This is a genomic window from Planomonospora sp. ID67723 (assembly GCF_015711605.1).
In the GTDB taxonomy this organism is placed as follows: Bacteria; Actinomycetota; Actinomycetes; order Streptosporangiales; family Streptosporangiaceae; genus Planomonospora_A.
In genome coordinates this window covers 2,524,098-2,539,107 of record NZ_JABTEZ010000001.1, presented here as the reverse complement: position 1 = coordinate 2,539,107, position 15,010 = coordinate 2,524,098, and the positions used below count along the sequence as shown (strand labels likewise).

General features: G+C 71.4%; 11 protein-coding genes. 5 read left to right on the top strand and 6 right to left on the bottom strand.

The annotated features are described in order from the left end of the window. Positions 1 to 136: 136 nt before the first annotated feature. A complete protein-coding gene (locus tag HS041_RS39980; protein ID WP_307845249.1) occupies positions 137 to 676 on the bottom strand; it encodes a DUF742 domain-containing protein in 540 nt (179 codons plus the stop codon). Positions 677 to 679: 3 nt separating this feature from the next. Further along, on the bottom strand, positions 680 to 3,523 hold the full coding sequence (locus HS041_RS11810; protein ID WP_307845248.1) for a sensor histidine kinase: 2,844 nt from the start codon (positions 3,521 to 3,523) through the stop codon (positions 680 to 682). Between the two features lie 366 nt (positions 3,524 to 3,889). Here HS041_RS11810 and HS041_RS11805 point away from each other — a divergent pair, with 366 nt between their 5' ends. The 5 genes from HS041_RS11805 (at position 3,890) to betA (ending at position 10,651) form a co-directional block, all read left to right on the top strand. After that, positions 3,890 to 5,005: a quaternary amine ABC transporter ATP-binding protein gene (locus HS041_RS11805; RefSeq protein WP_196440504.1), complete on the top strand. Its 1,116-nt coding sequence runs from the start codon at positions 3,890 to 3,892 to the stop codon at positions 5,003 to 5,005. Continuing rightward, complete coding sequence (locus tag HS041_RS11800; RefSeq protein ID WP_196440503.1) at positions 5,002 to 6,966, top strand: ABC transporter permease; 1,965 nt, start codon at positions 5,002 to 5,004, stop codon at positions 6,964 to 6,966. The genes HS041_RS11805 and HS041_RS11800 overlap by 4 nt, the downstream gene beginning before the upstream one ends. 14 nt (positions 6,967 to 6,980) lie before the next feature. After that, positions 6,981 to 7,973 carry an ABC transporter substrate-binding protein gene (locus tag HS041_RS11795; protein WP_196440502.1) on the top strand — a complete coding sequence of 331 codons (993 nt, stop codon included), beginning with the start codon at positions 6,981 to 6,983 and terminating at the stop codon, positions 7,971 to 7,973. Between the two features lie 114 nt (positions 7,974 to 8,087). Further along, a complete protein-coding gene (locus HS041_RS11790) occupies positions 8,088 to 9,026 on the top strand; it encodes an ABC transporter substrate-binding protein (protein ID WP_230878530.1) in 939 nt (312 codons plus the stop codon). Beyond that, a complete protein-coding gene (gene betA / locus HS041_RS11785; RefSeq protein WP_196440501.1) occupies positions 9,023 to 10,651 on the top strand; it encodes a choline dehydrogenase in 1,629 nt (542 codons plus the stop codon). Before HS041_RS11790 ends, betA begins: the two co-directional genes overlap by 4 nt. A 55-nt stretch (positions 10,652 to 10,706) precedes the next feature. Here betA and HS041_RS11780 read toward each other — a convergent pair whose 3' ends face one another. The 4 genes from HS041_RS11780 to HS041_RS11765 form a co-directional block, all read right to left on the bottom strand. After that, complete coding sequence (locus tag HS041_RS11780; RefSeq protein WP_307845246.1) at positions 10,707 to 11,294, bottom strand: GTP-binding protein; 588 nt, start codon at positions 11,292 to 11,294, stop codon at positions 10,707 to 10,709. Then, a complete protein-coding gene (locus tag HS041_RS11775) occupies positions 11,275 to 11,637 on the bottom strand; it encodes a DUF742 domain-containing protein (protein WP_196440500.1) in 363 nt (120 codons plus the stop codon). Before HS041_RS11775 ends, HS041_RS11780 begins: the two co-directional genes overlap by 20 nt. Positions 11,638 to 11,706: 69 nt before the next feature. After that, the gene (locus HS041_RS11770; protein WP_068921742.1) at positions 11,707 to 12,129 is read right to left on the bottom strand and encodes a roadblock/LC7 domain-containing protein; all 423 of its coding nucleotides are present in this window, start codon (positions 12,127 to 12,129) and stop codon (positions 11,707 to 11,709) included. Beyond that, positions 12,126 to 14,984, bottom strand: a complete 2,859-nt coding sequence (locus HS041_RS11765; protein ID WP_196440499.1) for a sensor histidine kinase — start codon at positions 14,982 to 14,984, stop codon at positions 12,126 to 12,128. The genes HS041_RS11770 and HS041_RS11765 overlap by 4 nt, the downstream gene beginning before the upstream one ends. Positions 14,985 to 15,010: the final 26 nt, after the last annotated feature.

The following is a 15,010-nucleotide window of genomic DNA, read 5'->3' as shown; positions in this document are numbered from 1 at the left end:
GCCGGGGGAATCCCCGCGCGCCGGGTACGGCCCGCCTGCCCGGCGGGGAGGCCCGCCCACGCTGCGATCGTCATGCGCCGCAGAGTAGACGCTGTCACCGACACGCCGGCAGAGCAGGGCTGACGATCCGCGCCCGTCACAGGCGGCGCAGGCCGCTGAGGACGCGTTCGAGGAGACCGAGGTCGGGGCCGTTCTCGCGGACCTGAGGGTGGTAGACGCGGACCAGGCCCTCGGCCTCCATGTCGGAGATCAGGACCCGGGCGACGCCGAGCGGGACGCCGAGGAGCGCGGAGACCTCGGCGACCGAGCGGACCTGGCGGCACAGCTCGCTGATCGCGCGGTACTCACGGGTGAAGGACATGCCGAGGCCGCCGGAGGTCGCCGAGGAGACCAGTGCCTCCATGGCCAGTTGCCTGCTCGGGGCGGTCCTGCCGCCGGTGACGGCGTACATCCGGACCAGCGAGCTCTCCTCTTCCTCCTGCGGCCCTCCGTACCCGGGTGATTGCGGTCCTCCGTACCCGGACGCCGGGCCGTACCCCGGTGGACCGGCGGCAGGAACGTAGCCCGGCGGACCCGTGGGAGGGCCGTAGCCCGGCGGACCGGCGGGCATGTCGCCGCCGGGACCGGCGGCACCTGCGGCACCGCCTCGCGGATCGTCCCAGTAGGAGCCTGCCATGTCTCAGCTCTCCCGGTTCGGGAGCTCGTTGCGGGCCCGGCGCACACCCTGCTGGAAACTCGACAACCGGCTGCGCACCCGATCGGCCGAGATCGGCTGCCCGGGCAGCGGCGGCCGGACCTGCGCCTGCGGCACGGGGCCGGCCGGGCTCGCGGGAGTCACCGAGCCCGGCACCAGGTTGGCCTTGGGGGTGCGCCGGGGCAGGCCGGAGGAGGTCAGGCCCCCGTAGGCGGGGTCGCTCGCGGCCCTGGCCGCCTGCCAGCCGCTGTCCGCCGGGGACGACCACGTGTCCCCGGCCGGGGGCGCGGACGCCGCCGGGGCGGCGTCTCCGGGTGGGACCTGCTCCTCGTCCGCAGCGCGGTCGACCGTACGGAACCAGCCGGACTCGACCGAGGCGAAGATCGGCAGGTACTCGCCTCCGGAGTCCAGCGCCGAGGTCTCCACCCGGGGCAGCGGTCCGGTCTCGGCCGACTCACCGGAGGTCAGGAAGCGCTCCGGCGGGCGGGACACCTCGCGGGAGCTCGTCATGAAGCGGTCGAACGGCCCGAGCTCCTCGCCGGGACCGGCGGCGGAACGGCCGAGCGGCCCGGACTCCCCGTAGGGAGCGGGGGGACGGTCGAACGGCCCCGCCCCGTCCCGGGGAGCCGGCGTGGAACGGTCGAGCGGACCGGGGGGCGGAGGGAGGCGGTCTCCGCTCCGGGTCCCGGCACGGGCCGCCGGGTCCCACACGCTGGGACCGGTCGCACCGGGCGGCCTCGTCTGGGAGGGCACGGCCTGCGCGGCGGGGGGGACCGCGGCCGGCGCCTCCCGGAAGGGCGGCCCGCTCGCGAACGGGGAGCCCGGCGCCGCGCCGAACACGGATCCGGGGGCGGCGGGAGCGGTGGGGACGGCCGGGCCGGGCAGGGGGGCGAGGAGGGACTCGGGGAGCAGGACCATCGCGGTCAGGCCGGAGTCCTGGGGGCGGAGCTGGACCCGGATGCCGTGCTTGAGCGCCAGGCGGCCGACCACGAACAGGCCCATCCGGCGGGCCACGGAGGCGTCGGCGGCCTGGGGGGAGGTCAGCCGCGCGTTGACCTCGGCGAGCTCCTCGGGGGTCATCCCGATGCCCTGGTCGGTCACCGAGATCATCACTCCGCCGCCGTCGATCCGGCTGCTGGAGACCACGACCTTGCTCTCCCCCGGAGAGAACGCCACGGCGTTCTCCACCAGTTCGGCGAGCAGGTGGACCACGTCGCTCACCGCCGGTCCCGCGACGGCCGCCTCCGACTGGATCCGGGTGACCACCCGGTCGTAGTTCTCCACCTCCGACAGGGCGGCCCGGACGATGTCCATCACCTCGACCGGCTGCCGCCAGCGCCGCGCCACCTCCTGCCCGGCGAGGACGAGCAGGTTCTCGCTGTTGCGGCGCATGCGGGTGGCCAGGTGGTCCAGCTTGAACAGGTCGGCCAGGCGGTTGTCGTCGCGCTCGCCGCGCTCCAGCCGCTCCACCAGGGTGAGCTGGCGCTCCACCAGCGTCTGGCTCCGGCGGGAGAGGTTGACGAACATCGCGTTGACCGTGTTGCGCAGCCTGGCCTCGTCTCCCGCCAGCCGTACGGCCTCGCGGTGGACCTCGTCGAACGCCCGGGCCACCTCGCCGATCTCGTCGCGGGAGAGGATCCCGATCGGCGGCACCTCGGTGGCGAGCTCGCTGTCACCCGACTCCCGCACCCGCTGGACGTAGGCGGGCAACCGGTCCCCGGCCACCTCCAGCGCCTCCCTGCGCAGCCGCCGCAGCGGCCGGACCAGCGAGCGTGCGACACCGGTGGTGATCAGCAGGACGGCCAGCAGCAGCCCCGCCACCGATCCGGCGACCAGCAGGGCGCGGTTCTGCTCGGCGTCGCCGAGCTCCTGGCTGCGGATGACGATCCCCTCGGCGTGCCGCTGTTCGACGGCGCGCATCCGGTCGATCGTCACCGACACCGCCTCGTACCATTCCCGGGCGTCGTCCTTCTGGGCCAGGTCCAGTCCCTTGAGGGATGCTCCGGAGGAGGCGCGCAGCAGGACGAGCTCCCGCAGGAAGTCGGCCCGGTCGGCGGTGAGCCCGTTGACGGTCTCGTCGAAGAAGCGCCGTTCGGCGGTGCCCGCCTCCGCCGCGAAGGCCCGGCGCTCGTTCTGCTCGGAGGAGAGCGCGCCGAGGAACTTCTCCATCTGCTCCTGCTCGAAGCGCCCCGTGACCAGTACCACCGAGAGCAGGGCCCGCTGGAGGGAGAGGTTCTCCTTGGCCCGGGCGAGGGCGTCCAGGGTGAGGGCCTGGCCGAACAGCAGGTCGTCGGAGCTGCCCTTGCCGAGCTCGTCGTGGAGGGACAGGAGGTCGGCGATCACGAGGGTGTAGGCGTCGACGGCGGCGTCGGGCAGCAGCTTCCCCTCCAGCGCCTGGTCGCGCAACGGCGCCAGGGCCTCCAGCCGGGCCAGCGCGGCCCGGATCTCGTCACCGGTGCGGCCCCCCGCCGCGTCACCGAGCAGGACGCCGCCGTCCCGGACGCGGGTGGAGACGGAGTCCACCGCGTCCATCTGGTCGCGCACCCCCTTCACGCCGCGTTCCGGGCGGCCCAGGGCGATGAACCAGGCGGTGCGGTCACGTTCCTCGGCCAGCTCGTGGGTGAGGGCGCCGATGTGGTCCGAGAGCCGGGCCAGGTCGTTGACCCGCTGGTAGTCGGCGGCGGCGCTCATCGACGCGACGACCTGGACGCCGCCGAGCAGCACCGCGGCGGCGGTCGGGATCAGGATGAGCGCGACCAGCCGGGAACGCACCCGCCAGTTGCGCAGGCGGAGTCCGCTGCCCGCGTCCCGGGTTCTGTCTGTACTCACCGAACTCACCGACGACTGCCTCTCGGCGTGAACTCGCTGGCCGAATTAGCCGCACTAACGACAATTCGAGCACACCTCTACCAGTGAAGAACACCGACCATAGCCACCCAAATGCCTCCTGTGCCACGGGCAGCCTGAGAACCTGGAGCTCCATTTGGCGATTGAAACTTAAATTGCGGATGACCGAATACCCGCTTAGGTATTTTCCATACCCTTATGACCGTTTGTACCGTTCCACATCCGCCCTCCGCCGTAACGCAACAGAGGCGCGGCGGTCTCCAGAAGATCACAACATTGTTATTCCGGATAAAACCGTCTTATCGTTCCCCCTGCGCCCGTACCCTCACGGAATCCGGGCGCCGAGCTATGGAGGAGACAGTGACCTCACCCGACGGCGTCGCGATCGAGGTCCGTGGCCTGTGGAAGATCTTCGGTCCCCGCGCGGACCGCGTCCTCGGCGGCCCCGACGCCGAACTCGACCCCGACGCGCTGCGGGAGAAGACCGGATGCGTCGCCGCGGTCAGGGATGTGAGCTTCTCGGTACGGCCCGGCGAGGTGTTCGTCGTGATGGGCCTGTCCGGCAGCGGCAAGTCGACCCTCGTCCGCTGCCTGACCCGGCTGATCGAACCGACCGCAGGGGAGATCTCGATCTCCGGTGAGGACGTGCGCGCCGCCTCCCCGGCCCGCCTGCGGGACCTGCGCCGGCACCGGGTCAGCATGGTCTTCCAGCACTTCGGCCTGCTGCCGCACCGCAGGGTCGTCGACAACGTCGCCTACGGCCTGGAGGTGCAGGGCGTGCCCCGGGCCAGGCGGCACGAGCGGGCGCGGGCGATCCTCTCCCTGGTCGGCCTGGACGGCTTCGCCGAGGCCAGGCCGGACCAGCTCTCCGGCGGCATGCAGCAGCGGGTCGGCCTGGCCAGGGCTCTGGCCGTCGACCCCGAGGTGCTGCTCTTCGACGAGCCCTTCAGCGCGCTGGACCCGCTGATCCGCCGCGACATGCAGGCCGAGGTCGTCCGCCTGCACCGCGAGGTGGGCAAGACCATGGTGTTCATCACCCACGACCTGTCCGAGGCGCTCAAGCTGGGCGAGCGCATCGCGATCATGCGGGCGGGCGCGATCGTCCAGCTCGGCACCGCCGAGGATCTGGTCGGCGCCCCCGCCGACGACTACGTGGCCGACTTCGTCAGGGACGTGCCCAGGAGCGAGGTCCTGTCGCTGCGCTGGATCTGCCGCGCTCCGGCCGACGACGAGCACCTCGACGGCCCCGTGCTGCCCGCGGGGACGGTCATCCGCGACGCGGTCCCCGCCGCGCTGGAGTCCGCCCGGCCGATCCGCGTCGTCCAGGACGACGAGCTGGTCGGCGTGGTCGACCGCCTCGACATCCTCGCCGCCATGGCCGGTCACCCGGAGCCCGCCGTGCCGGGACCGCGCCCGCCGCGGGGCCCGGCCGCGGGCGGGATGGTTCCCGGAGCCGGAGCATGACCTCCCACGCGCCCCCCGCCCCGCCCGTCCAGGCGCCCCGGCCTCCCGCGCCCTCCGCCCGCCGCCGGGCCGTGCGGCCGCCGCGCTGGGTGCTCCCGCTCGCCGGGATCGTCGCGGCGACCGCCGCCTACCTCGCCTTCCGGGGGACCGCGACCCTGCCCCACGACGCCGAGGCCGCCCCGTTCCAGCTCGTCAACGACGTGCGGGCCTGGGTGGACGCCAACCGCAACCAGAGCCCGGTCTTCCTGTTCTTCGTCAACTACGTTCGCCTGTTCGTCGGGGGCCTCTACGACCTGCTCCACCTGGCGCTCTCCGCCCCCGGGTGGACGGGCCTGACCGGGATCGCGGCCGGGCTCGGCCTGCTGGCCGGCGGGTGGCGGATCGGACTGATCGCCGCGCTGGGATTCGGCTCGTTCGGCGTCCTGGGCGTGTGGGAGGCGAGCGTCGCCACGCTCGCGCTCGTGCTCACCGCGGTCCTGCTCTCCCTCGCCGCCGGCCTGCCGCTGGGGATCTGGGCGGGCCACTCCCCTCGCCTGCGCCGCCTGCTCGACCCGGTCCTCGACGTCATGCAGATCATGCCGACCTTCGCCTACCTGGCACCTATGGTGCTGTTCTTCCAGATCGGCCCCGCCTCGGCCGCGGTCGCCACGATGATCTACTCGATCCCGCCCGCGATCCGCATCACCGCGCTGGCGATCGGACAGATCTCCCCCACCGCCGTCGAGGCCTCCTTCTCCATGGGCACGACCCGCGGGCAGACCCTGCGCAAGGTCGAGTTGCCGATGGCGCGCGCCACCATCGGCCTGGCCGTCAACCAGACCATCATGATGGCGCTGTCCATGGTGGTGATCGCGGCGCTGATCGCCGCCCCGGGCCTGGGGTCGGACATCATCCGGGGGCTGACCCGGGCCAACGTGGGCGTGATGCTCCCGGCCGGCCTGGCCATCGTGGTCATGGCGATCGTGCTCGACCGGGTGACCACGTCCGCCGCGGCACGCCCGCCGTACGGCGCCGCGCGGAGCCGGACCGCCTCCCGCGCCCGCTGGGTCTCCGCGGCCGCGGCGGCCCTGGCCGGTCTCGCACTGGGCCGCGTCCTGCCCGCGGAGTTCCCCTCCGACTGGGTGCTCCGCCTCGCCGGGCCGGTCAACGAGGCCGTGGAGGCGGCCAAGTTCTCCTGGTACGGCGTGACCGAGGCGATCCGGAACCTCACCACAGAGGCACTGCTCAACCCGCTGCAGTCCGTGCTCACCGGCGCACCCTGGTGGCTCGCCGCGGCGGTCGTGCTCGCGGTCGCGTGGCGGGCCGGTGGACCCCGGCCCGCCGCCGTCGCCGTGGGCTGCCTGCTCGCCACGGCCCTGATCGGCCTGTGGCAGCACACCATGGAGACGCTCACCACCGTGCTCGTGGCGGTGGCGCTGACCCTGCTCATCGGGGTGCTGCTCGGCATCGCGGCGGCCCGTTCCCCGTGGTTCGCCGCCGTGCAACGTCCGCTGCTCGACGCCGCGCAGACCATGCCCGCCTTCGTCTACCTGCTGCCCGCGCTGGCGCTGTTCGGCGCGACCCGGTTCACCGCCGTCTTCGCCTCGGTGATCTACGCGGTGCCCCCGGTCATCCGCCTGGTCGAGGACGGGATCAGGAACGTCGCCCCGGCCGCGGTCGAGGCCGCGCGCTCCTGCGGCTCCACCGGATGGCAGCTGCTGCGGAAGGTGCGGCTGCCGATGGCCCGCCGGGCGATCATGCTCGCCGTCAACCAGGGCATCGTCATGACGCTCGCCATGGTCGTGGTCGGCGGGCTGGTCGGCGCGGGCGGCCTCGGCTACGACGTCGTCTCCGGCTTCTCCCAGCGCGCCGACTTCGGCATGGGTTTCGCCGCCGGGGCGGCGACGGTACTGCTCGGCATCATGCTCGACCGGATCACGCAGGGCGCCGACGCGCGCCCCTCCCTCCGCACCACCACCTGAAAGAAGAGGATCGCATGAGGATCGCACACCGGATCCGGCTGCTCGCCGGCGTGCTCACGCTGGGGCTGGCCGCCGCCGGCTGCGGCGGGGCCACGGTGGACACCGGCACCGGTTCCGCGCAGCCGTCCGCGGGCGCCGCCGGATCGTCGGCGCCCGCCGGAGGCGGCACCGTGAAGATCGCCATCAACCCGTGGGCCGGCTACGAGGCCAGCGCCGCGGTGATCACCCATCTCCTGGAGGAGAAGCTCGGCTACACGGTCGAGAAGAAGGAGCTCGCCGAACAGGTCTCCTGGGAGGGCTTCGAGACCGGCGACGTCGACGTCATCGTGGAGAACTGGGGCCACGCGGACCTGAAAAAGACCTTCATCGAGGAGAAGAAGGTCGCCGTCGAGGCCGGCTCCACCGGCAACAAGGGGGTCATCGGCTGGTACATCCCCAAGTGGATGGCCGACGAGTACCCCGGCATCACCGACTACAAGAACCTGAACAAGTACGCCGAGCTGTTCAAGACCTCCGAATCCGGCGACAAGGGGCAGCTGCTCTTCGGCGACCCCTCCTACGTGAGCAACGAGAAAGCGATCATCGAGAACCTGAAGCTGAACTACAAGGTGGTCGTGGGCGGCAGCGAGGCGGCCCTGATCGAGTCCGCCACCCAGGCCCAGCAGCAGAAGAAGCCGCTGCTGTTCTACTTCTGGGACCCGCACTGGCTGTTCAACAAGGTCGAGCTGGCCCGGGTCAACCTGCCGCCGTACACCGACGGGTGCGACGCCGACCCCAAGAAGGTCGCCTGCGACTACGCCGAGCTGGACCTCGACAAGATCGTGAGCAAGAAGTTCGCCGAGACCGGCGGCAAGGCCTACGAGCTGGTCAAGAACTTCAGCTGGACCAACGAGCACCAGAACGCGGTGGCCAACGACATCACCAACAACGGCATGTCCGCCGAGGACGCGGCCAAGAAGTGGGTCGACGCCAACCCGACGGTCTGGGCCGCCTGGATCCCGAAGTAACGTGACCCGGCCCGGCGGGCGGCCACCGCTCGCCGGGCCCTCCCGGAGGCCGTACGGCTCCCGCGTCCCGGCCGGTGCGGACCGGATGGCCGCGGCCCTCCACCCTGGAGGTACATGATGAGACGTGGCACCACACTCGCCGCGGGCCTCGCGGCGCTGCTCCTGCTCACCTCGTGCAGCGGGCCGCAGGCCGCCCCGGAGAAGACCGGCGGCACCGTGCGGATCGCCGTCAACGACTGGGTCGGCTACCGGGCCAGCGCCGCGGTCCTCGGCGAGCTCCTGGAGGAGAAGCTCGGCTACGAGGTGAAGACGGTGGAGCTCACCGAGGCCCAGTCCTGGGAGGGCCTCGAGAAGGGCACCGTGGACGTCATCGTGGAGAACTGGGGGCGCGAGGCGGAGAAGAAGACCTACATCGAGGAGAAGAAGGTCGCCGTCTCCGCCGGACGAAACGGCAACAAGGGGATTATCGGATGGTATGTCCCCCAGTGGATGGTCGAGAAATATCCCGACATCACCGACTGGCGGAATCTCAATAAGTACGCCCACCTGTTTCGGACCAGCAAAACAGGTGATTTAGGACAGATCCTTGACGGGGACCCGTCCTACGTCACCAACGACGAGGCCCTGGTGCGCAATCTCGGGCTCGACTACAAGGTCGTCTACTCGGGCAGCGAGGACGCGCTGATAAAGGCCGCCAGACGCGCCACGGAACGGCGCGAAGCGCTGCTCATGTACTTCTACGAGCCGCAGTGGCTGTTCACCCAGCTGAAACTCGTCAAGATCAACCTTCCTCCCTACGCGATCGGCTGCGACGCCGACGCCGCGAAGGTCGGGTGCGACTACCCTCCCTATCTGCTCGACAAGATCGTGAGCAGGAGGTTCGCCGACACCGGCGGCAAGGCCTACGAGCTGGTGCGTAACTTCGTCTGGACGAACGACCAGCAGAACGCCGTCGCCAACGACATGGCGGACAACGGGCTCAGCGCCGAGCAGGCGGCCCGCAAGTGGATCGAGGCCAACGAGATCGTCTGGAAGGACTGGGTGCCCAGTTGAGCTACGACTACGTCATCGTCGGCGGCGGTTCCGCCGGCTGCGCCCTGGCCGCCCGGCTGAGCGCCGACCCTTCGGCCCGGGTGCTGGTGCTGGAGGCGGGCCGGTCCGACTACCGGTGGGACGTGTTCATCCACATGCCGGCCGCGCTGATGTTCCCCATCGGCAACCGGTTCTACGACTGGAAGTACGAGTCCGAGCCCGAGCCCCACATGAACGGCCGCCGCGTCTACCACGCCCGCGGCAAGGTGCTCGGCGGCTCCAGCAGCATCAACGGCATGATCTTCCAGCGCGGCAACCCGCTGGACTACGAGCGGTGGGCGGCCGACCCCGGCATGGAGTCCTGGGACTACGCCCACTGCCTGCCGTACTTCAAGCGCATGGAGAATTGCCTCGCCGACCCCTCGACCGGCTTCCGCGGACACGACGGGCCGCTGACGCTGGAGCGCGGCCCGGCCTCCGGCCCGCTGTTCGAGGCGTTCTTCGCGGCGGTGCAGCAGGCCGGGTACCCGCTCACCGACGACGTGAACGGCTTCCGCCAGGAGGGCTTCGCCGCCTTCGACCGCAATCTCCACCGGGGCCGCCGGCTGAGCGCCGCCCGTGCCTACCTGCACCCGGTGATGGGCAGGCCCAACCTCACCGTGCGGACCCGGACCCACGTCTCGAAGGTCATATTCCACGGGAAGCGGGCGGTCGGGGTCGAGTTCGACGGAAAGCGCGTGCGCGCGGGCGAGGTGATCCTCTGCGGCGGCGCGATCAACTCCCCCCAGCTCCTGCAGCTGTCCGGCGTCGGCGACGCGGACCTGCTCAAACGGCTGGGGATCGAGGTCGTGCACCACCTGCCCGGGGTGGGCGAGAACCTCCAGGACCACCTGGAGGTCTACGTCCAGCACGCCTGCCTCAAGCCCGTGTCCATGGCGCCGTCGCTGGCGATGTGGCGGCGGCCGTTCATCGGCGCGGACTGGCTGCTGCGGCGTTCGGGGCCGGGGGCGAGCAACCACTTCGAGGCGGGCGGTTTCATCCGCTCCAACGACGAGGTGGCCTACCCGAACCTGATGTTCCACTTCCTGCCGATCGCGATCCGCTACGACGGCTCCGCCCCGGCCTCCGGCCACGGCTACCAGGTCCACATCGGCCCGATGTACTCCGACTCGCGCGGCAGCGTGCGGATCAGGAGCGCCGACCCCCGCGACAAGCCCGCCCTGCGGTTCAACTACCTGTCCACCGCGCAGGACCGCCGCGAGTGGGTCGAGGCGATCCGCAAGACCAGGGAGATCCTCTCCCAGCCGGCCTTCGCCGAGTTCGACGGCGGCGAGATCTCTCCCGGCCCGTCCGTGGAGAGCGACGAGCAGATCCTCGACTGGGTCGCCCGCGACGGCGAGACCGCCCTGCACCCCTCGTGCACCTGCCGGATGGGCACCGACGAGACGGCGGTGGTCGACCCGGCCGACATGCGGGTCCACGGCGTCGAGGGCCTGCGCGTGGTGGACGCCTCGGCCATGCCGTACGTCACGAACGGCAACATCTACGCACCCGTGATGATGCTGGCCGAGAAGGCCGCCGACCTCATCATCGGCAACACCCCCCTGCCCCCCGAGCACGTGGAGTTCTACCGCCACGCCGGGTGAGCCGTCCGTCCGCGCCTTGCCCGGTACGGCTCCGCGGAGCCGTACCGGGCAAGGGTCAGACCGACATGCCGTAGGCGGCGCGCACCCGCAGGACGTGCTCGACCAGCGTGATGAGCGTGCTCTTGACGGAGTCGCGGGAGCGGGCGTCGGTGCGCACGATCGGGACGTGCGGGGCGAGCGCGAGGGCCTCCCGCACCTCCTCCTCCGAGTGCGGGAACTGCCCGTCCCAGCCGTTGATGCCGACCACGAAGGGAAGCTTGGCCTCTTCGAAGTAGTCGATCGCCGGGAAGCCGTCGGCCAGGCGGCGGGTGTCGATCAGGACCACCGCGCCGATGGCGCCGCGGACCAGGTCGTCCCACATGAACCAGAACCGGTGCTGACCCGGCGTACCGAACAGGTACAGGATCAGGTCGCTGTCCAGCGAGAGGCGGCCGAAGTCCATGGCGACGGTGGTCGTCGTCTTGGTCGGCGTGAGACCGAGGTCGTCGACCCCCGAACTCGCCTCCGTCATGACGGCTTCCGTGGTCAGCGGGAGGATCTCGGACACGGCGCCCACGAATGTGGTCTTGCCGACGCCGAACCCGCCCGCGACGACGATCTTCGTCGACGTCAGGCCGCCGCGGTTAGAGCCTGCGAAGTCCACTGAGCACCCTTTCGAGCATGTTGAGATCCGGTTGTCCCTGGTCGAGGCGCGGCTGGTGGAGGCGGACGAGTCCTTCGTCCGCCATGTCCGCCACCAGCACACGGGCCACGCCGAGCGGGACCCTCAGCAGCGCCGAGATCTCGGCGACCGACCGGAACGAGCGGCAGAGCCTGATGATGGCATCCTGCTCGGGGGTGAGCAGCGCCAACTCCTCGTCCATGATGGCCGAGGAGGAGACCAGTGTCTCCATCGCCATGTGATAGCGCGGCTCGGCGCGACCGCCGGTGACCGCGTACGGACGGAACAGGGGCTCCTCGTCCCCGGTTCCGTCAACGCCCAGCAAGGCCCTCTCCTCGTCCAGCCGCCGAGCGCGCTCCCGCCCGGGTGGCGGGCGCGGTCGCGATCCTGCTCATCATCGCCCCCGGGAGGACTGCAGCTCGGCCCGGAGCGCCGGGGTGAGCACCTGGCCCGCCCGGTCCACGAGCAGGGTCATCTGGTAGGCCACCAGGCCCATGTCGCACTCGGGAGAGGCCAGTACGGCGAGCACGGAGCCGTCGCTGATCGCCATGACCAGCAGCAGGCCGCGCTCCATCTCGACCACCGTCTGGGTGACGGCACCGCCCTCGAACACGCGGGACGCGCCGACGGTCAGGCTGAGCAGCCCCGCCGCGACGGCGGCGAGCTGGTCGGCGCGGTCGTCGGGGAACCCCTCGGAGCTGGCGATCCGCAGCCCGTCGGCCGACACGACCACCGCGTGCGCGACACCGGGCGTGCCGCGGACGAACTCGGTGATCAGCCAGTCGAACCTGCGGGCCTCATGGCTCAGAGTAGTCACTGGCCCTCCTCCTTTTCCGCCATGTTCCTGGCGGTGTCCTCATATAGTTCCGCGCGGCCCCGCCGCACGCCCTGCTGGAAGCTCGACAACCGGTTACGCACCCGCTCCGGGGAGATGGGCGGCATCGGCGTCACCGGCGCGCTGGAAGCGGCGCCGGGCACCAGGTTGGCCTTGGGGGTTCGCTTGGGCAGGCCTGCGGCGGTGATGCCGCCGAGGCTGGGGTCGCTGGCCGCCTGAGCGGCCTGCCAGCCGGCGTCGGCCGGGGTCCGCCAGTTCTCCGGCTCGCGGACCTGCGTCTTCGCCCTGGCCGGCACCGGCTCCCTGAGCGGAGCCGGGCGCGCCTCCTCGACCGGCGCGGGGGCCGAGACGCCCGCCACGGGGGCGGGCTCCTCGGCCTGAGCCTCGGCCGCCTCGGCGACCGGCTCGGCGGCGGCCGGCTCGTCCTCCCAGCCGGAGTCCTCGACGAGGTCCTCCAGCTCCTCGACGCTCTCCGCCCGGCGGAACCAGGCCGACTCGACGGAGGCGAAGATCGGCAGGAACTCCTCCTGCTCGGGTTCGAGCGGGGAGACGCCGACCGCGGGCATCGAGGCGGTGGCGGGGTCGTCGTGGGATGCCTCTCCCCAGGCTGAGAAGGAGCTGCCGGGGCCGTCCACGGAGGCGCCCATGCCGCCGGCGCCGTTCAGTCCCCCCAGTCCCCCGGCCTGGCGCTTGGGAAGAGCCGGCGCCTCGCCGAGCGGGGCGGGCGCGCCGAGCGGCGCCGCGGGGAGCGGCTGCCGCTGGTCCGGGATCGGGTGGCCGGCGGGGATCGAGCCGAAGGAGGGCGCCGGCGGCACCGAGCTCTGGCTGAAGGAACTCTGGCTGAAGGAGCTCTGGCCGAAGGACGCATCGGCGAAGGAACCCTGGCCGAAGGAACCACTCTGTCCGAGAGAGGCGTCGGCGAAGGAACCCTGGCCGAAGGAGTTCTGCGAGGCGGGCGGCTCGACCCCCCACGACGGGTTCGGGACCTGCTGGGCGGCCGCGACGATGAGCTCCGGCGGGAAGAGGACCATGGCGATGAGGCCGCCGGCCTCCTGCGGACGGAGCTGGACCCGGATGCCGTGGCGCAGAGCCAGGCGGCCGACCACGAACAGCCCCATCCGCCGCGACACGGACACGTCCACGACGGGCGGGTCGGCCAGGCGCCGGTTGGTCTCGAGCAGTTCCTCGCCCGTCATGCCGATGCCCGCGTCGCTGACCGCGAGCAGCGCGCCGCCGCCCTCGATCATGCTGCTGGAGACGACGACCTGACTGGCCCGGGGGGAGAACTGGATGGCGTTCTCCACCAGCTCCGCCACCAGGTGGACGATGTCGTTGGCGGCGCTTCCGGCGACCGAGATCGCGCGGTGCACCTTGACCTGGACCCGCTCGTAGTCTTCGACCTCCGACAGCGAGGCGCGCACGACGTCGACGAGCTTGGCCGGCTGGCTGCGCCTGCGGGTCGGCTCGTGCCCTGCGAGGACCAGGAGGTTCTCGGAGTTTCGGCGCATGCGGGTGGCCAGGTGGTCGAGCTTGAACAGGTCGGCCAGGCGCCCGCCGTCCTGCTCGCCCTTCTCCAGACCGTCGATGAGCGAGATCTGCCGCTCCACCAGGGTCTGGGTACGCCGGGAGAGGTTGACGAACATCGCGCTGATGTTGGAGCGGAGCTCGGACTCCTCGGCCGCGAGCCGTACGGCCTGCCGGTGGACCTCGTCGAAGGCCTTGGCGACCTCCCCGATCTCGTCCCGGCTGTCCACCGAGATGGGCGCGACCTCGGGCGTCCGGGTGTCCCCGGAGACCCGGAGCTGGCGCACCACCTCGGGAAGCTTGAACCCCGCGACGTCCAGCGCCTCGACGCGCAGGCGGCGCAGCGGCAGGACCATCGAGCGGGCGATGATGACGGTGAGGCCGAGGACCAGCAGCAGCAGGGCCAGGATCAGGCCCGCCGCGATGATCGCGTTGCGCTGCTCGGTGTCCTCCAGCTCACGGGCCCGGGTGACCACGTCGGTCGCGACCTCGGTCTCGACCTTCTTGATCCGCTCGAGGACCACGGTGTTGTCGTTGAACCACTGCTTGACCTCGTTGAAGTCGGTCAGCAGGCGGCCGCTGGAGTGCGTGTCCCTGGCGAGCGCGATCGCCTTGGACTTGGTCAGCTCGGAGCGGTGCACCCGCTCGTCGACGAGGGCGGTGCTGAGCCGCTGACCGTTGCTGGCGCCCGCCTCGATGGCGAACTCGGTCAGACGCTCCTGCAGCCGGGACCGGGAGGCGATGAACTCCTCGATCCCCTGCTCGTTGACCAGCGTGGGCGCGTAGTACCCGGCCAGCAGGCGGGTCCGCTGCTTGGAGATCTCCTCCTTGGCGTAGGCCAGCGCGCTGAGACCGCGGGTGTTTCCGATGATCTCCGAGTCGTCGCTGACCAGCGTGAGCTCCTCGTGGAGCTGCAGCAGCGGGTTGACCAGGTCGTCGTAGCTCTCGGCACGGGCCGTACCGGGCAGCTGGCGCTTCTTGTTCAGGCTGTCGAGCTGGTATCCGGCGTCCCTGGCGGCCTTGACCGCTCGCGGACCGTAGGAGTCGTCGATCGCCTGCAGGTCCAGCCGGACCTGCTTCACGAGCTCGTCGACCGTCTTGCGCTGGGCGTTCGCGCTGGTCTCCAGGCTCTTGTTCGTGCTCTGGAAAGCCGCCCAGGTGCTCCTGTCCCGTTCCAGTCCCATGGCCTGCGCGAGATCGCGCAGGTGCCCGGAGTACTCCGCCGCGGACGCCGTGCGCTGGTACACCGCGACGCTGTCGATGGAGGCCACCACACGCGTTCCGGCGAGCACGACGCCCACCGCGGTCGGCACCAGGATCAGTGCTGTAAGGCGCGACC

Bases quoted from the DNA above. Each gene is read 5' to 3' on its own strand.
- HS041_RS39980 (WP_307845249.1), bottom strand. From the start codon at position 676: ATGGCAGGCTCCTACTGGGACGATCCGCGAGGCGGTGCCGCAGGTGCC.
- HS041_RS11805 (WP_196440504.1), top strand. From the start codon at position 3,890: ATGGAGGAGACAGTGACCTCACCCGACGGCGTCGCGATCGAGGTCCGT.
- HS041_RS11800 (WP_196440503.1), top strand. From the start codon at position 5,002: ATGACCTCCCACGCGCCCCCCGCCCCGCCCGTCCAGGCGCCCCGGCCT.
- HS041_RS11795 (WP_196440502.1), top strand. From the start codon at position 6,981: ATGAGGATCGCACACCGGATCCGGCTGCTCGCCGGCGTGCTCACGCTG.
- HS041_RS11790 (WP_230878530.1), top strand. From the start codon at position 8,088: ATGATGAGACGTGGCACCACACTCGCCGCGGGCCTCGCGGCGCTGCTC.